Source organism: Nocardia jinanensis, assembly GCF_014645735.1.
GTDB classification, from domain to species: Bacteria; Actinomycetota; Actinomycetes; order Mycobacteriales; family Mycobacteriaceae; genus Nocardia; species Nocardia jinanensis.
Window position 1 is genome coordinate 231211 of record NZ_BMMH01000007.1, and the last position, 17420, is coordinate 248630.

General features: G+C 68.3%; 17 protein-coding genes. 10 read left to right on the plus strand and 7 right to left on the minus strand.

The window, feature by feature from the left end:
* Positions 1–97: 97 nt before the first annotated feature.
* From aztD to aztB, 3 genes are read right to left on the minus strand one after another with little or no spacing between them, the layout of a single operon-like run.
* The gene (gene aztD, locus IEY68_RS18560; RefSeq protein WP_058853636.1) at positions 98–1249 is read right to left on the minus strand and encodes a zinc metallochaperone AztD; all 1152 of its coding nucleotides are present in this window, start codon (positions 1247–1249) and stop codon (positions 98–100) included.
* Positions 1250–1309: 60 nt separating this feature from the next.
* Positions 1310–2227, minus strand: a complete 918-nt coding sequence (gene aztC / locus IEY68_RS18565; RefSeq protein ID WP_058853637.1) for a zinc ABC transporter substrate-binding protein AztC — start codon at positions 2225–2227, stop codon at positions 1310–1312.
* Positions 2224–4269, minus strand: a complete 2046-nt coding sequence (aztB, locus tag IEY68_RS18570; protein WP_058853638.1) for a zinc ABC transporter permease AztB — start codon at positions 4267–4269, stop codon at positions 2224–2226. Before aztB ends, aztC begins: the two co-directional genes overlap by 4 nt.
* A 59-nt stretch (positions 4270–4328) precedes the next feature.
* Here aztB and aztA point away from each other — a divergent pair, with 59 nt between their 5' ends.
* The 6 genes from aztA (at position 4329) to IEY68_RS18600 (ending at position 8963) form a co-directional block, all read left to right on the plus strand.
* The gene (aztA, locus tag IEY68_RS18575) at positions 4329–5000 is read left to right on the plus strand and encodes a zinc ABC transporter ATP-binding protein AztA (protein ID WP_058853639.1); all 672 of its coding nucleotides are present in this window, start codon (positions 4329–4331) and stop codon (positions 4998–5000) included.
* A 240-nt stretch (positions 5001–5240) separates the two neighbouring features.
* Positions 5241–5537, plus strand: coding sequence for a DUF6285 domain-containing protein (locus tag IEY68_RS18580; RefSeq protein ID WP_058853640.1), 297 nt, complete (start codon positions 5241–5243; stop codon positions 5535–5537).
* Positions 5534–6535 carry a phosphotransferase family protein gene (locus IEY68_RS18585; RefSeq protein ID WP_058853641.1) on the plus strand — a complete coding sequence of 334 codons (1002 nt, stop codon included), beginning with the start codon at positions 5534–5536 and terminating at the stop codon, positions 6533–6535. Before IEY68_RS18580 ends, IEY68_RS18585 begins: the two co-directional genes overlap by 4 nt.
* Positions 6536–6543: 8 nt before the next feature.
* Complete coding sequence (locus tag IEY68_RS18590; protein WP_058853642.1) at positions 6544–7821, plus strand: acyl-CoA dehydrogenase family protein; 1278 nt, start codon at positions 6544–6546, stop codon at positions 7819–7821.
* On the plus strand, positions 7822–8004 hold the full coding sequence (locus IEY68_RS18595; protein WP_156426054.1) for a hypothetical protein: 183 nt from the start codon (positions 7822–7824) through the stop codon (positions 8002–8004).
* Between the two features lie 593 nt (positions 8005–8597).
* Entirely contained in the window at positions 8598–8963 is a 366-nt protein-coding gene (locus IEY68_RS18600; protein ID WP_058853777.1) for an HPF/RaiA family ribosome-associated protein, read from the plus strand.
* Between the two features lie 498 nt (positions 8964–9461).
* On the opposite strand, the gene IEY68_RS18605 is transcribed toward IEY68_RS18600, so the two are convergent.
* Positions 9462–10082, minus strand: a complete 621-nt coding sequence (locus tag IEY68_RS18605; protein ID WP_229718857.1) for a TetR/AcrR family transcriptional regulator — start codon at positions 10080–10082, stop codon at positions 9462–9464.
* 53 nt (positions 10083–10135) lie between these two features.
* On the opposite strand from IEY68_RS18605, the gene IEY68_RS18610 reads away from it, so the two are divergent.
* Complete coding sequence (locus IEY68_RS18610; RefSeq protein WP_058853643.1) at positions 10136–10987, plus strand: alpha/beta fold hydrolase; 852 nt, start codon at positions 10136–10138, stop codon at positions 10985–10987.
* Between the two features lie 43 nt (positions 10988–11030).
* On the opposite strand, the gene IEY68_RS18615 is transcribed toward IEY68_RS18610, so the two are convergent.
* On the minus strand, positions 11031–11966 hold the full coding sequence (locus IEY68_RS18615) for an LLM class flavin-dependent oxidoreductase (protein WP_058853644.1): 936 nt from the start codon (positions 11964–11966) through the stop codon (positions 11031–11033).
* Between the two features lie 96 nt (positions 11967–12062).
* Complete coding sequence (locus IEY68_RS18620) at positions 12063–13349, minus strand: PucR family transcriptional regulator (RefSeq protein WP_058853645.1); 1287 nt, start codon at positions 13347–13349, stop codon at positions 12063–12065.
* Positions 13350–13586: 237 nt separating this feature from the next.
* On the opposite strand from IEY68_RS18620, the gene IEY68_RS18625 reads away from it, so the two are divergent.
* The gene (locus IEY68_RS18625) at positions 13587–14537 is read left to right on the plus strand and encodes an AMP-binding protein (RefSeq protein ID WP_058853646.1); all 951 of its coding nucleotides are present in this window, start codon (positions 13587–13589) and stop codon (positions 14535–14537) included.
* Between the two features lie 266 nt (positions 14538–14803).
* On the opposite strand, the gene IEY68_RS18630 is transcribed toward IEY68_RS18625, so the two are convergent.
* Entirely contained in the window at positions 14804–15154 is a 351-nt protein-coding gene (locus tag IEY68_RS18630; protein WP_229718869.1) for a DUF7144 family membrane protein, read from the minus strand.
* Between the two features lie 374 nt (positions 15155–15528).
* On the opposite strand from IEY68_RS18630, the gene IEY68_RS18635 reads away from it, so the two are divergent.
* Positions 15529–15948: a YciI family protein gene (locus IEY68_RS18635; protein ID WP_058853779.1), complete on the plus strand. Its 420-nt coding sequence runs from the start codon at positions 15529–15531 to the stop codon at positions 15946–15948.
* On the plus strand, positions 15921–17261 hold the full coding sequence (locus tag IEY68_RS18640; protein WP_058853780.1) for an RNA polymerase sigma factor: 1341 nt from the start codon (positions 15921–15923) through the stop codon (positions 17259–17261). The genes IEY68_RS18635 and IEY68_RS18640 overlap by 28 nt, the downstream gene beginning before the upstream one ends.
* Positions 17262–17420 lie beyond the last annotated feature (159 nt).

Below are 17420 nucleotides of genomic sequence, written 5' to 3' on the forward strand. Positions count from 1 at the left end.
CGCTGCGGCAGGCGGCCCCGATTGTTCGGGCCGCCTGCCGCAGGGTGGTGCTCGCCCGGCCCCTCACGCCGTGCCGGGCGAGCCGCCGGTACTCCGCTCAGGAGTCGACGCCGCTGATCTCGTTCGGAACCTCTGCGAGGGTCACCGACGCGGTCACCGCGCCGGAGGCCAGATCGATCCGGTGGATCTGTTTGGTCGCCGTATCGCTGACATAGGCGATCCCGTCGCGGACGAACAGTGCCGGGCGGGGCTGCTGCCACTCGATCGGTTCCTGCCACGGATCGAGCACATCGATCGTCCGCACGGTCTTGCCGGTCACCGGATCGATCACGCGCAGCCCGCCGTCGGTGCCGAGGACGAGGGCCTCGCCTTCGGGGCCGCGGGCCAGCGAACGGAAGGTGTAGCTGGTGCCGATATCGACCAGGCGGATGGTGCCGGATTCGGTATCGATCAGTGAGATCTGCTCGGGGCGTTCCAGTTCCGCGTGCTCGTCCTTCTTGTAGTCACCGAGCACGATCGGCGACTTCTCACTGCCGGCCTGATTACCGATCCGGCCGTACGGGGTCGGACTGGTGACCTTGGTCAGTTTTCCGTCGCGGTAGATCAGGGCACCGTTCCGGCAGCCGACGACCAGGGTGTCGCCGGCCGCGGTGGCCTCGCCGTGGACCCCGGGGCACTGCTCGCTGCGGGTGATCTCCTGACGATCGGCGTCCAGGATCGCCAGCCCGACCCGCTCCTCCGCGGTGCCGAGAGTGACGGCCATTTCACCGCTCTCCAGTTCCACCGCCACCCCGTGATGCGGTGCCGCGGCCCGGTACTCGGAGGTCTGCGGTGCGCCCGCGGCCAGCTCGGCGGGATCGAACGAGGTCACGGTGCCGGCGCCGTCGGAGAACAGCACGGTACGTCCGGCGTGCCGCACCACATGCCCCGGCTTCGGGCCGGGGAACTCGATATCGGTGAACTGCCCGCCGACGGCGTCGAACACCCGGAATCCGTCGGAGGTCGACACGATGATGTGCCGATCGTCGCCGGCCGCGTTGACCCGGTTGAATCCCGCGAGTTCGATTCCGCCGCCCCGCACCAGGGTGTTGCCGTCCAGGAGGTGGATACCGCCGTCGTAGGTCACTGCCAGTGGTTCGGCGATCGCCGTCTCTTCCGCGGTGTCGCTTCCACAGCCGCTCAGCGCGACGACCGCGGTGAGCAGGCCGGACAGGGCCGCGGCCCGTTTCGGGCCGATCCGAATATGCATGACGCTCCCTCATTCTGTTGTGCTGGCTGCGGCAGCGAGATATCGCAGCTGTCCCGGGGGTTACGCGGAAGCCAGACCCTCGACCATCGCGATGGTGTTGGCGCGCATCATTTCCAGGTAGGTGGCCGCGCCCGCACCGGGCGCGGTCAGTGATTCCGAGTGCAGGCCGATGATGCGCACCTGCACACCCGCTTGTTCGGCGAGCGCCCGGGCCAGCCGGTCCGGGCGGGCGGAATCGACGAAGATCGCCGGTACCCCGGTGGTCCGTACGGCAGCGGCCAGATCCGCGAGGTCGGCGGCGCTCGGCGAGGCCAGGGTGGTACCGCCGGGAATGACGGCGCCCACCACCTCCAAGTCGAAACGTGCTGCGAGATAACCGAAGACGTGATGGTTGGTGACCAGTTTGCGGCGCTCGGGCGCGATACCGCCGAACTGATCGGACATCCATCGCCCCAACCGGTCGAGTTCGGTGAGATAGCGCTCGGCGTTGGCGCGTACGGTATCGGCCTCGATATCGGGCACCGTATCGATCACGCGGTCGCGGATCACTTCCACCGCGCGGTGCACCCGCTGCGGGTCGGTCCAGAAATGCGGATCGGGCTGTCCGGCGGCGTCACCGGCCCGGTAGGGGAGCGGATCGATCTCGGCGCCCACCGGCAGTGTCGCGACCCCGGTGTCCGCCGCGGCCGCCACATGACGCGCCAGCCCCTCCTCGAGCCCGAGACCGTTCTCGACGATGAGGTCGGCATCGCCGAGTACGGCGGCCTGCTGTGCCGAGAGCGCGAAGGAATGCGGATCGGAGTCCGGCGGCATCAGCACCGTGACCGGCGCCGCGTCGCCGACCACGGCCCGGGTGATATCGCCGAGAATATCGGTGGTGACCACGACGCCGGCGCCGCCGGAGTTCGTGACGCCACATCCGGCGAGGGGGGCGATCGCGACGAGCAGTGCCGCGCAGAATCGGAGGGCGGTGTTCATCGTCCGGTCTCCACCATCAGGTCGGGTGTGATCTCGAGGTCGAAGGTGCGGGCGACGCGCAGGCCGTCGGCATAGTCGATTTCGTGGATCCGGCGTCCGGCCGGATCGTTGACGTAGGCACGCTCCGCGTCCACCAGGAGGACGGGTGGTGTCGCGGGATCCACGGGCCCGGACAGCACCGGACGCTGTGCGGTCTCGGCGCCGGTCTCCGGGTCGTAGGAGTGCAGGACGCCGCCGGGATCCAGCGTGAGGACATCGGTTCCGGCGCCCGCGGTGGTCGCCGCGGTGACCGGCCCGGTCTCGATCGGCCGCCAGCTCCGGTGTCCGATATCGAGCACCAGCACCCGCGAATCCCGGACGGCCACCAGCACATCGCTGCCGCGACGGTGGAAGAACCGGGCCGTGCTGCCGGTGATCCCCGCCGGGTACGGCAGCTTCTCGGCGGTGAAACGGTGGTCGCGTTCGGTCACCACCAGCGCGCCGTCCGCACAGGAGAATACGGCGCCGCGGCGGGTTGGTGCCTGCCCGCCCGGGTGCGCGCACGGTGGGTCCAGGGTCAGAACCGGCGCGTTCGCCCGGTCGCGGACCTGGATCCGCCCGGTGCCGGTATCCGGTATCAGCAGGTGACCGCCGTAGGGGAGCGCGGCCCCTTCCAGCACCGGGCCCGCTGCGACTTCGCCCTCGTCGAGTGCCGCCCGGTCCGCCAGCGCCGTCGAACCGTTGTCGAGGACAGGTGCGGCGAGCGCGGTATCGCTGTGCGCGATTCGCACGGATCCCGGCAGCAGGCCGACTCGGCGGGGCTGGGCCCGGTAGTAGTGCACATGGTCGCCGTGGTCGACGATCCAGCTCCCGCTGTCGACGATCGTGGTCTCGGCGCCGGCCGCGAGGTAGGCGTAACGGCCGTCGTCCGCGATATGGGCGACGCCCGGTACCGGATCCGCGGTGATGACCTCCTCGGTCACCAGGTCGAGGATGCGCACCGTGCCCGAGGACCGCTCGGCGATCACCAGTCGCGATTGGGCGCTGGCGCTCTCCTCGGCGCCCGCGACATAACCGTGGGGCACCGATTCCGTGGTGGCCTCGTCCGCTTCGGTCCCGCACGCGGCTACCGGAACGAGTAGCAGTGCCGTCGTGATCGCCCCGGCCGTCCGGCCGGCCCGGTTCTTTCCGGAGCGCGGGCGCCCGGGGTCCGGACCGGTCCCCGGCCCACCGCGTGACCTACCGCGCAGCGTCGCGCGGAGGCGGGCGCCGGTCGCGACGAGGAAGAAGATCGCCACCGCCGCCGCGGCGATGGTCGCCCCCGCCGCGGTACCGGCGTGCCAGGAGATGAGCAGGCCCGCGACGGTGGCCAGGGCGCCGAAACCGGCTGCCAGCAGCATGATCCGCGGGATCCGGTGCGTGCAATAGGTCGCGGCGGCGGGCGGTGCGACCAGTAATCCGAAGACCAGCAGGGTCCCTACGACATGGAACGACGCGGCGATCGCCAGCGTCAGCAGGGCCAGCAGCGCGACCTGTGCGCGGTGGGGCCGCAATCCGAGTGTCTGCGCGGTCCGCGGATCGAAGGCGAGGGCGAGAAAGGCCCGGTGGCCCAGCACTGTGATCACCAGGGCGGTACCGAGCGCGGCCAGCAGGAAGAGCAGATCGCGCGGCCGCGTCGCGAGGACATCACCGAAAAGGAAGCCGGTCAGGTCCACCGCGAAGGACTGGGATCGCGAGATCAGGATGACCCCGACCGCGAGCATGCCCACGAACAGCAACCCGATACCGGTATCGGTGGACAGCCGCCGGTTCCGGCTGAGGACCGAGACGCCGGCGGCCATGGCGGAGGCGCTCACCACCGCGCCCAGCAGGAGGTTGCCGCCGAGCAGGGCCGCGACCGCGACCCCGGGCAGCATGCCGTGTGCCATGGCCTCACCGAGAAAAGCCATGCCGCGCACCACGACCCAGGTTCCGGCGAGCGCGCACAGGCAGGAGACCAGCAGTCCGCCCCAGAGAGCTCGTTGTACGAAGGTGACTTCGAACGGGGCGATCAGCCAATCCATGAACACAGACAGTAAACTGATAACGATTGTCATTACAAGTTTTTGGCGGGAGTCACAGAATGCGTACGACGGGTATCGAGATCGTCGGCTTAGCCGCCGGCTATCGGGGAAATCGGGTATTGCACGAGGTCACCGGGGTAATGCCGGGTGGGCGGGTCACCGCGCTGCTGGGGCCCAACGGATCCGGGAAATCGACCCTGCTGGCCGTGCTCGGCGGTATCGTCACGCCGCTGGCCGGATCGGTCACCGGCCTCGGCGGGTCCCGTCCGGCGCTGGTCGTTCAGCAGCAGGCGATACCGGCCACCCTGCCGATCACGGTCGGCGAAACGGTTGTCATGGGCCGCTGGGCGTACCGGGGGCTGTGGCGCCGCATCACCCGGGCGGATCGGGCGATCGTCGCGGACTGCCTGGCGCGCATGGATATCACCGATCTCGCCGACCGCCGCCTCGACACCCTCTCCGGGGGGCAACGGCAGCGCGTGCTGCTCGCCCGCGCCCTCGCACAGCAGTCCGATCTGCTGCTGCTCGACGAGCCCGGCACGGGATTGGACGCGGCCGCGCGGGCCGCCATCGGCGCGGCGATCCGGGAGGCCGCCGCCGCCGGAGTCACCGTCGTACACGCCACCCACGACCCGGTCGAAGCGCGGGAAGCCGATCACTGCCTGCTGTTGCGCGGCGGACGAGTCGTGGAACAGGGGGACCCGGGGGCCGTTCTGGCCACGGCTGCCTGAAGGTCCCCGGACCCGCGTTACGTACCGCCGGGTATTTCTTCGGCACGGCCACCCGTCCGGCCCCGAGACCGCTCCGGCCGGACCCAGGAACTCTGGTGCGACGATGAGAACATCCTCTACTGTTTGTCTCACCGCGTGCCCGTAGCGACGACAAGGAGGTCGGATGGTGGTCGCTCGCCAGTTGCCCGCGGCATCGCCGGCCCTGTCCCGCCGAGCCGGAACCGATCGAGGGGAGCCGTAGTGCAGAACCGCCCGACGGCAGCCGAGCTGCTGGAATCACTTGCCGAACTGCTGGAGGGCACGCTGCTGCCGGCGTTACCGCCCGATCTGCAGCACAGAGCCCGGGTCGGCGCGAACCTGGCCCGCATCCTGGGGCGCGAAGTCGAGTTGGGGCCCGCGGCGGCGGTCCGGGAGCGAGAACTGCTCGCGGCGATCCCGGTCGGCGACGACGAGGCGCTGTGGCAGGCCCTCGCCGAAGTGGTCCGCGCCGACCTCGCCATCGCGAAGCCGGGTTATGACAGCTGGGAGGGCGAATGACCGTGGATCCGGTCCGGGGCCTGACCGACTATCTGACCGGCGCGTTCGGTGAGCCAGTCACGATCAGCGATCTACAGTTCCTCTCCGCGGGCGCGCGGCGGCGCAATATCGCCTTCACCGCCACGGTGGCGGATACGCCGCGCCGCCTGGTGGCGACCCTCGTGCCGCCCGCCGTCGAATTGATGCCGGTCGACGCCGAGGCGGGGGTCCGCGAACTCGCCCGGGCACACGGGGTACCGGTGCCGGCCGTGGTCGCGGTCTGCACCGATACCTCCTATGTAGGTGAACCGTTCGTCGTCTCCGAGCATATCGACGGAGAGACGGTGCCGCGCAAGGTGTTACGGGCCCTCGCGGCCTCCGGAAACGCGACGGAGACCGCGCGCCAGTGGGGTGCGGCCATGGCGCGGCTGCACAGTATCGACCCCGCGACCGCACCGGAATCGGTTCCGGCGGCAGCCGCCGATCCGGCCGCCGGACATCTGGCCGAGGTCGCGGCCGGTGCCCGCGCGCTGCTGTCCGACCGGCCCGTCTTCGCCCTCGCGCTGCGCTGGCTGGAGCAGCGGCTGCCCGGCCCACCGCCGGCTCCCGCGCTGGTGCACACCGATATGCGCAACGGCAACCTGATCATCGGCGCCGACGGTTTGCGCGCGGTACTGGACTGGGAGGGGACCCAGCGGTTCGGTGATCCCATGCGTGATGTCGCCTGGCCCGCGCTGCGGATGTGGCGTTTCCGTGAGGATGCGCGAGAATTCGGCGGTTTCGCCGACCGCGCGACCTTCGTCGGCGGCTACGAGGAGGCGGGTGGGACCTTCGATCTGGATCGTTACCGCTGGTGGAAGGTGATGGGCACGCTGTACTGGGGGGTCGGGCTGGCCCAGCAGGCGGCCGCCCATCTCGACGGCACCGTCCGCGATATCGTCATGGCCGCCAGCGGGCGCCGGGTATCGGAAATCGAATGGGATCTGCTCATGCAGATCCGCCCCCACGCGAAAGCATAGGAGAGACCGTGGATTTCGAGTTGCCCGCCGACCTGTCGGCCTATCTCACCGAACTCGACGAGTTCATCGAACGCGAGATCCGGCCGCTCGAACAGGCCGACGACAACATCCGGTTCTTCGACCATCGCCGCGAGGACGCCCGCACCGATTGGGACCGCGACGGCCTGCCCACCGAGGACTGGGAGGCATTGCTGGCCGAATCCCGGCGCCGGGCCGACGCCGCGGGTCACTATCGCTATGCCTTCCCCCGGGAGTTCGGCGGCCGGGACGGCACCAATCTCGGGATGGCGGTGATCCGGGAACATCTGGCCCGCCGCGGACTCGGCCTGCACTGCGATCTGCAGAACGAGCACGCCATCGTGGCGAACAATGTCGGCCTGCTGCTGATGCTGCGATACGGGACCGCGGAGCAGAAGGCGCAGTGGGTGGACGGTCTCGCCGCCGGGACCCGCTTCTTCGCCTTCGGTATCACCGAACCCGAACACGGCTCCGATGCCACCCATATGGAGACGACCGCCGTCCGCGACGGCGACGAATGGGTTATCAACGGCACCAAGACCTGGAACACCGGCGTGCACATCGCCGACGCCGACCTCATCTTCGCCCGCACCTCGGGCGCCGCGGGCGCGGGCCGTGGCATCACGGCGTTCCTGGTGCCCACCGATACGGCCGGATTCCGGGTCGAGGAATATCTGTGGACCTTCAACATGCCCACCGACCATGCCCGGGTCTCGCTCACCGAGGTACGTGTCCCGGATTCGGCGATCTTCGGCCAGGAGGGCCGTGGTCTGGGCGTGGTCCAGCATTTCTTCAACGAGAACCGCATCCGGCAGGCCGCGTCCAGTCTCGGTGCCGCCCAGTACTGTGTGGATCGCGCCGTGGCCTATGCCAACGAACGCAAACCGTTCGGCAAACCGCTGTCGTCGAATCAGGCGATCCAGTTCCAGCTGGTCGAACTGCACACCCAGTGCGAGATGCTGCGCGCGCTGGTCCACAAGACCGCCTGGTCCATGGACACCTACGGCACTTTCGCGGTCTCGGAACAGGTCTCGATGTGCAACTACTGGGCCAACAGGCTGTGCTGTGAGGCGGCCGATCGCGCCATGCAGGTGCACGGCGGCCTCGGCTATTCGCGCTACACCCCGTTCGAGCACATCTACCGCCATCACCGCCGCTACCGCATCACCGAGGGTGCGGAGGAGATCCAGATGCGCCGGGTGGCGGGCTACCTGTTCGGGTTCATGGACCGCGCCGTGGTGAAGGGCGTCGGAACCGCAAAGCCTTAGATGATTGATTCCAAGGGGTGTGGTCGGCGGCTGCGCCGCGCACCCATGCGCTACGGCACCACCGATGTCCTGCACAAGGTGAGTTTCCGGGCATATCGGATCGACACGACCTACAACGATGAAGACAACGACATCGCCGAAGTCCAATGGGGCAGCTACGCAGGAACCACACAGCACACCTGAGCAGTCGACCTGACCAGAAGGGCCGCCAGCCGAACCGTGGTGGCCCTCTCGCATACGGCGGGTGATTCGACTACTGACTACCCCACATGGAGCCGTGGCAGTGGCCGACGCTCCCGGCCGGCTGCCCAGTGTGGACGCCGGTTCCCGACCTGCAGGGCGTGTGTGACCGGATGTGGGATCGCGACGCCATCTGACAATGCGCAAACCCGCTCCGGGCTGCGAGTCACAGCCCAGGTCGATAGAAATCGGCGACTGTTCGAAAAACGCGTCGTAAAGTCTGTCTGTTCAACAACTGATGTTCAATCTCGGGTGACGGATACCGATGCGCTCGAAGCGCTTTCCCTCGATGGCGATGCCCTGGACCCGATCGGCGGGGGAAGAGCCCTGATCGGGTACGCGCGCGTCTCGACTCGCGACCAGAACCTCGAAGAAGTCGCGCCGGGAGTTACCGCAGATAGTGATCTCTCGGTCCGATAATCATCGGGGATTACGGTGAGTACCGGGGTATAGGCGAAGCAGGCGGCGGAGTCGACAAGGAACACCATCCGCCTCTGTCCGAGTAACAGTTGACCACCTACCGGAATGGATCGCACATGCAGATTCAGATCAACACCGATAGCAACATCGACAGCGGTGACAAGCTGATCCGGCACGTCGAGGAGGAGATCGCTTCGACGCTCGAGCGCTTCAGCGACCAGGTCGTCAGCATCGAAGCCCACCTCAGTGATCAGAACGCGGGCAAAGGTGGATCAGGCGACAAGCGATGCGTGTTGCAGGCTCGTCCAACCGGTCAGCAGCCGGTCGCGGTGACCCACAACGCCGCGACGATCGACGACGCCTGTCGGGGTGCGGCCGAGAGCATGGCACATCTGCTCGCCAGCCGGTTCGGCCGGCTGCACGAGACAAAGGGTGGCGACTCCATCCGGCACCCGCATAAGGACCACCCGCGCACGAACTGAGTCGGCAGCATCGGGTCGTTCGGTACCGGTAGCGACCATCCGTGCGGGAAGCCGGGCTCTCAGTGACCGTGGCCGGGTGCTACCGCATATAGTTTCGCGAGCGGATCGCGCGATGGGGAGCCTCGGCGGCTGTTCGGCTCTCGAACTGCCGCACATAGTGCGCCGACCCGAGCGATCGCATTGGTCCGGGCAGGTCGTCATCAAGGTGACATGAGAAGCGCCCGATCGGCCGACGTCAAGAGCGGACCGCACATCGGCCACGCCCGCACGACAACAAATTCGGTACGGACACCGACAATCAGCCATCCGCTATCGGCATGAGCGTGCGTTCGGCCGCTGTGGGGGTGGGCATGGCGTCATCGTCATCGTGGCCGTGCTGCTCGGCAGCGCTTGCGCCGGCCGGTGCCGCTGTCGTGGGGATGGCGTTGTCGACGAGGACGGCTGCGATGGCGGCGGCGGCGGTGCGTCGGTGTCGAGGACTCGGCTGCGGACCGATTCTCAGGGATCGGCGGATCCGGGCCCGGTGCGTTCCGGGGTGGTGAGCAGTTCGCCGAGACGTGCGCTCATCGCGCGCCCGGCGGCCAGCAGCGGTTCGGTGGACCGCAGGGTGCGGCTCAGGACGAATGCGCCCTCGAGGGCGGTGACGATACCCAGGATCAGTTCTCGTGCGGTATCCGGCGGCAGGTCGCGCGATACGAAATACGTTGTGCCGCCGGTGATCCATTCGTCGATGATCTCGGCGAGGACCTCCCGCAGCGCGGGTTCGGCGTCGGCGACCTCACCGGCGACAGTCCCCACCGGGCACATATTGATCCATCCGGTCTGCTCGATCTGTTCGGCCGCGGCGGCGAACGCCGCGGGTAGCGCCTCGCGCAGGTCCGGGTAGGGGGTGAGCAGCAGCGGGATCAATTCGCCGTAGGCGGTACCCGCCGCCCGTAGCGCGGCCGCGGCGAGTTCGGGCTTACCGCCCGGGAAGTGGTGATACAGCGACCCCATCGGTACGCCCGCTGCCACGGTGATCTGTTTGACGCCGGTTCCGCTGTAGCCGCGGGAGCGCAGCAGTTCGACGGTCGCGGTGATCAGCCGGTCGCGGGTGCTGGTTGACATCTTCTCGGTCACCGCTCCAGAATAGAGCAAACGCTCTAGAGCGATCGCTCGAAAGGGGTAAGCGGATGCCGACGGTTCACCTTCCCTCAGGTCAGGTGCACTATGTAGAGCAAGGTGAGGGCCCGCCTGTGGTGCTGCTGCACGGGCTACTGATGAATCACACGGTCTGGGACACGACGATCGGGCTGCTGCCGCCCGGGTTCCGCTATATCCGGCCCGACCTACCGCTGGGCGCACATCCGATCCCACTGGAACCGGGTACCGATCTGAGCATGCGCGGACTGAACGGACTCCTGGCCGATTTCCTCGCCGCGCTGGATCTCGACGATGTGGTGCTGGTCCACAGCGACTGGGGCGGTTCGCTGTTTCTCACCGCCTACGGACTCGACGAACGGGTCGGTCGGATGATCGTGCTGCCCTGCGAGGCGTTCGACAACTTCCCGCCCGGCCTGCCCGGGAAGACGGCGACGGTGGCGAGCTACCTGCCGGGGGGAGTGGTCCTGGCGTTGCGGCAAATGCGGATCGCCCGGCTGCGCGCCCTACCGCTGCTCTTCGGCTGGATGGCCCGCGAACCGCTCCCGGACGAACTGGTGCGCGGCTGGACCGAACCCGGACTACGGGACCCCCGCATCCGCCGGGATCTGCTCGCCTACACCCGATCGGGTTTCCGTGCCCGGGATCTGGTCGCCGACACCGAAGCGCTGAGCCGGTTCACCGGCGACGCCCTGATCCTCTGGTCGTCGGCGGGCAAGGTGATGCCCCGCGATCACGGCCGCCGGCTCGCGGAACTGATCCCCGGCGCCCGGCTGGTCGAGATCCCCGACGCCTATGTGCTGTCCATGCTGGACCGGCCCGCGGCTGTCGCGTCGGCCATGGCCGAATTCCTGACCGCAGATCGAGCCGGCAGCGAGCGGTGACCGACCGGGTCCTGGCGCCCGCCGTCCGGACAGCACGGGAGGGTCAGCGCGGAAGTCGCGGGGCGACCTCGGCGGCGAACAGCTCCATGGTCGCCGCCGCCTGTTTCGCACCGACCATGAAGATCACCGCGTCGAGACCCTGCTCGGCGCGCTCCGCGAGCTGGTCGGCCACCATGGACGGGGTGCCCACGTATCCCTCGTCGAGTGCGAACGCATCCGCGCCGAAGTGACGCCGGGCCCGGGCCTCGACCTCGGGTAGCTCGCGCTCGTCGGCGGCGAGGGCGAGGACGGCCTGGTGGGAGCGGCGGATATCGGCCGGGTCGCGGCCGATCCGTTCGCATTCGGCGTCCAGCAGACCGGACAGCCGCCGCTGATCCGGTAGGCCGTAAGTGGGGATGTTCCAGACATCGGCGTAGCGGGCGACCAGCGGCAGCGTGTACTTCGGCCCGGCGCCGCCGATATGGATCGGCGGCCGGGGCCGCTGCACCGGGCCGGGCACATTGGCAACCTCGTCGACGCGATAGTGTGCGCCCGCGAACGTGGTGCGCTCGCGGGCGAACATCGAGGTGATGATCTCCAGCGCCTCGCCCAGCCGTCCGGCACGCTCGGCGGCCGAGCCCCAGGCGAGGCCGGTGCGTGTGTGCTCGTCGCGAATCGACCCGCTGCCCAGCCCGAACTCGACCCGGCCCCCGGAGATGACATCCAGCGTGGTGGCCATCCGGCCCAGTACCACCGGATGCCGGAAATTGTTGCAGAGCACCAGCGCGCCCACCCGCAGCGTGGTGGTGGCGGTCAGTAGCGCGGTCGCGGTGGTCCATGCCTCGAGGGACGGGTGATCGGGCAGCCCGGGTGACCAGAGATGGTCGAAAAGCCAGAGCTGATCGAATCCGGTGCGCTCGGCGGTCCGGGCGATATCGAGCAGGGGAGCGAATTCCGAGACGATCTGCGGTACATAGATCCCGAGTTCCGACACTCTCACGGTGCATGATCCTGCCAGCTGTGGTGTCGGAACGCCGTACGAAATCATCGGCGCTACCCGGCACCCGATGAGCAGGTGTCCTCGGCTGGTCGGTACCTACTGTTTCGGGTCCGGGCGCAGGACCGGCCGACCGTACCAGTGGCACACCAGCAGGGCGAGTTCGACGTCGAGCCGGTCGGTGTCGATGGCTCGCCCGCGTCGCGCGATGGCCCGCCCGACCCGATATTTGACCGAGTTGAAATGTAGGTTCAGCTCGTTGGCTGCGGCTTTGTAACTGGATCCGGTACGGAGGAAGACCCGCAGGGTGTCGCGTAGGCGTTTGTCGTTGTCGTTGTCGCCGGCCAGGTCACCGAGTACCTCGCCCACCCAGTAGCGCGCCTCGTCGATGATGCCGCCCAGGAGCGCCGCGGTCGTCAGTCCGGGATCCTCGGCGGCGACGACGCTCGGCGTGGACAGTTCGTGTGCCAGGGCGACGGAGTAGGCGCGTTGTGCACTGCGGTGGGAGTAGCGGAAGCCCTCGATGCCCTCGGCGAGGGTGCCGATCGCGATATCCGGGGCGTCGCGGCGGGCGGATACGAATTTCCGGATGCCGGCCCCCAGCCCCGTTTGCGCGGACCGGTAGGGCAGCCAGGCCCAGACGCTTCCCCGATCCGCCGCGACGACGAGTGGGCTCGACGCGGCACCCAGGAAATCGGCCAGATCGCGGACGAACCGCTGTAGGCCCGGTATCACATCGCTGTCGATCTCGCTTTCGCGATACCACAGGACGAGCGCGAGGTGGTGCCAGCGCAGCGGATACCGAATCGCCTCGGTCGCCGCGTCGACGTCGATGGTCATGCGACCCCCCAGTACTTCGCGTGCCCGCACCGCGCGGATATTGTTCTGGCCTTCCAGCCATTGCTCACGCTCGTCGTTGTAGATGACCAGTACCTGCTCGGTGATGTGGTCGATGTATTCGAACAGCATGGGGGTGATGCGTTCGACCACACCGATCCGGTCGGTCGCGGGTATCGCCATCGTGTGCAACTCGGCGAACACCAGCTCGGTCAGGCGTCGCTGGCCGAGTCGGTAGGCCCGGGCCAAAGCGTTGGCCGGTACCCCCTGCTGAGCCAGACGTCTGGCGTAGTCCACGACGGCGGGCGCGGCCTGGATATCGGCGACGGAGAGGTCGTAACGCAGGGCGTGCAGGATGGTGGCGACGTTGGCTTCGACGCTGGCACCCAGTAGATCGCCGGTGTGCTGATCACGCCGCAGATCGGCGATATCGCCTTCGATATAGGCGCGGATCGCCGCGCTGATCTCGCTCACCCGTTCGTTGAACCGGGCGGCGATCGCCGCGATGACGCGGTCTGCGTTCTCATGGTCGTGACGCGCGATCGTCACGCTGCCAACCGTACCCCCGCGCCCAACGTTCGGGGGAACACCCGGTCGGCTTGTTCTCCGGCGACAAAGTTCGCCGGGCACTTCATCACCGCGCGACGACGACCCGGCGGCCGAGGATTCCTACCGTAAGAGCAGGACAACCGCACCGCTGCGTCGAGGATCGATGATGACTTCCCCGGACTCCCGGGCCGATGCGGGTGCGCGGCCCCGGATCCCCGACACCTCTCCAGGAGCTCCATGAATCTTGCGACCCTTCCGGACTGCCGTGCCGATGCCGCGCCACACGCCGCGGCAGTCGCCGACGAGCACACCGACCTGACCAACATCGGGTTTCTGGACGCCGTGCGGCGGGCGACGACATCCCTGCGTGCCGCGGGTGTCGCGCCGGGCGCCGTGGTCGCTGTCATGCTGCCCAACACAGCCGACCTCGTCGTATCCCTTTTCGCCGCCTGGCGTGCCGGCGCCGCGGTCACCCTCATCGACCCGGCGCTGCCCGCCGGAGACGCCGGTGACCGAATGGCCCGCGCGGGCGCCGGAGTCCTGATCGCTGCGCGCGAACTCGCGTGCGTTTATCCGGTCCGATGCGTTGTCTCCGCCGACCGGCTCACCGGGGCGGTCCTCGACACGAGTGAGCCGGCGCGGGCCTGCGACGACACACCGGCACTACTCGTGCATACCGAGGGCACTGCCGACCATTCGAAGATCGTCACGCTCGATCATCTGAACCTCAACGCCCTGTGCCGATTGGCGATCGAGATATTCGCACTCGCCGATACCGACCACAGCCTGTCGATTCTGCCGCTGTTCCGGATCGACGGCATCGCACTGGGCATCCTGTCACCACTGCTCTCCGGTGGCCGCGCCACCGTCGCCGAGCCCGCCGGTCCCGCCGTGTTCCTGGACCGGATCGAACGCACCCACGCCACCTATATCTCCGCGGCACCGTCCGTGTACACGCAACTGTCCGATCTGCCCGCCGACACACAGCCGAATACCTCGTCGGTGCGGGTCGCTGTCTGCGGCACTGTGCAAACCGGCCTCGAATTGCAGGGCGCCTTCGAACACCGCTACGGCATACCGATCATCCACGACCACGGGCTGACCGAGTTTCCCGCGCGACCACGGTCGTTCCGCCCGTCCGCACCCATGGGACAAGCATCCTGGGCACAGTCGAGCCGGCCCCGATGACCGGAAATGTGCCGATGCGCCGCATCAGGCGGGCACCGAGGTCCGGATTCGGCGCACGCGCCGTCGCCTGAGCACCTCACCGGGGTGCGGCGGCCGCGATCCGGAACAGCGAAACGATCGCCGACGGCTCCTGGCCCACCGGGGCCGCCGCGATCGCCATCCGATCGCGGTCGCACCGGCCGGCCCGCGAACCGGTCGCCGGCGTGGTCGCCGGCGGTGTGGTTCCCGGGCCGGCGCGCTACGGTGCCGTCCCTGCCGGGATCAGCTCAGACCCGATCGGTATCCCAGGTGGCGATGGCCCAGATGATCACGATATCGATCGCGATGATCAGGATCGACCACAGCGGATACCAGGGGATCCACAGGAAGTTGGCCACGATCGACAGGGAGACCAGCCCGATCGCGGTGATTCGTGCCCACAGTGCTCCGGTGAAGAGCGCCAGGCCGGTGAGGATCAGCAGGATACCGAAGACGATATGGATCCAGCCCCAGCTGGTGAGGTCCAGTTCGTAGACATAGTTCGGACCGGCGACGAATACGTCGTCGTTGGCGGCCGCGGAGATCCCCTGGAACAGGGTGATGAATCCGGAGACCAGTAGCAGGGCCGCTGCCGCCATGGAGGTACCGCCGGCGACGGCCTGTTTCACCGGCCGTTCGCCGGTGCCGGTCGCATGGGCCCCGGTGGCCGCGGTTCTACCGGCGGCCGGTGCTGTGGGGTCGGTGGTCATAACAACTCCCTTCGGATGGGAGGGGCCACACCGGACCTCGAGAACTGATCGCCGGTGACGCCCTCATACGCCACACTTCGATTCCTTTGTCCTGATCGGAAAGTATGCCACTGGCCAGCACGTTCCGGCCGATTCGCCGAGGAAACGGAACCGAGTCGCGACTTTCGGGAAAAATCTCCGGCGGGTTGTCGATCCGCCGGCCACCCATTCGACCTATGGGTGAAAGGGTCCGGAAGGGACCCTGAGGACAAGGAGACCAGACCATGAAATACATGCTGATCATGCGTGCCACCGACGAAGCCTTCGCCGCGATGGGCGATATCGACTTCACCGAAATGCTCGAGACGGTGGGCAAGTTCAACGACGAACTGATCCGGGCCGGGGTGCTGCTCGCCGCCGAAGGCCTCGACGACGCCGCCGAGGGAGTCGTCGTCGACTACTCGTCGCAGGACCCGGTGGTGACCGATGGACCGTACGGGGAGACCAAAGAACTGTTCAACGGCTACTACATCCTCAACGTCGCCTCGAAGGAAGAGGCCGTCGAATGGGCCAAGCGGATGCCGATGACCGGGGCCGGCTTCAAAACCGAGATCCGCCGGGTCAGCAGTATCGACGAATTCCCGCAGGACAATATCTGGATCCAGAAGGAACGCGCCTGGCGCGAAGCCACCGGACAGCTCTGACCGGCCGGACCGTGGATCGGCACGAGGGCCGTGCGGCCGTGGCCGCGGTGTGGCGGATCGAATCGGCGCGGATCGTCGGTGCGCTCGCCCGCTACACCGGTGAGTTCGGCCTCGCCGAGGATCTCGCCCAGGAAGCCCTGGCCGAAGCCCTGGTGACCTGGCCGCGCGACGGGGTGCCCCACAACCCGGCGGGCTGGCTGCTCACCGTCGGGCGGCGCCGCGCCGTGGACGGATTCCGGCGCCGCGCCGCCCTCGACGATCGCTACGCCGCCCTCGCCCGCGATCTGGGCGAGGGCGGCGTAGCTGCGGGCAGCGACCCGGTGGATCCGGTGCGGGCCGCCGAGCAGGTGCTGTGGGATCCGGACCGGATCGACGACGATGTCCTCGCCCTGATGTTCGTCTCCTGTCATCCGGTGTTGTCCCCGGAGGCGCGGGTGGCCCTCACTCTCCGGGTGATCGGCGGTCTCACCAGCGACGAGATCGCCCGGGCCTTCCTGATACCGACGGCCACCGTCCAGGCGCGGATCACCCGGGCGAAGAAAACGCTGACCGCGGCCCGGGTGCCGTTCGAGATCCCACCGGCGGCGGAACGTCCGGATCGGCTCGTATCGGTGCTGCGCGTGATCTACGTGATATTCACCGAGGGTTCGTCGGCCAGTTCCGGAACCGACCTCATCCGGTTCGATCTGGCCGCTGAAGCCCAGCGTCTGGCGCGCGTGCTGACTCGGCTCGTCCCGGACGAACCCGAGGTACACAGCCTACTGGCGTTACTGGAGCTCACCGCCGCCCGGTTTCCGGCCCGCACCGGCCCCGACGGTGCACCGGTCCTGTTGGAGGACCAGGACCGCCGCCGCTGGGACCGTTCGGCGATCGGCCGCGGCCGGGCGGCCCTGGCCCGCGCCGAACGGGTTCGGCGCGGCCTGGGGATCTACGGGTTGCAGGCCGCGATCGCCGAATGCCACGCGACCGCGCCGTCGGTGGCCGATACCGATTGGGATCGGATCGTGTTGCTCTACGAGGCACTGGGCCGGCTCGCCCCGTCGCCGATCGTCGAGGTGAACCGGGCGGTGGCGGTCGCGATGGCGCGAGGCCCGGCGGCGGCACTGCCGATCGTCGACGATCTGGAGGCCGCGGGGGAACTGGCGAATTCGCATCTGCTGCCCAGTGTGCGCGGTGAACTGCTGATCCGGTTGGGGCGTACCGCCGAGGCGCGCGCCGAACTGGAACGCGCGATCGTCCGCTGCGGCAATGAACGCGAGCGGTCGGTACTCGAGCGCAAGATCGAACTGCTCGGCCCCGGTACTGCGAGGTGACCACGGCGTACGGCGAGCGGTCGTCCACCGCGGATCGTATGACCGGTCCGTATCGGCTGGTGGTCCTGGAGGGCGTCGGTCACTGGATTCCAGAGGAGGCTCGTGTCCACGTCGTGAACGGCGGATGAGTAGTTTCCCGGATCCCGCGGCCGGATCCGG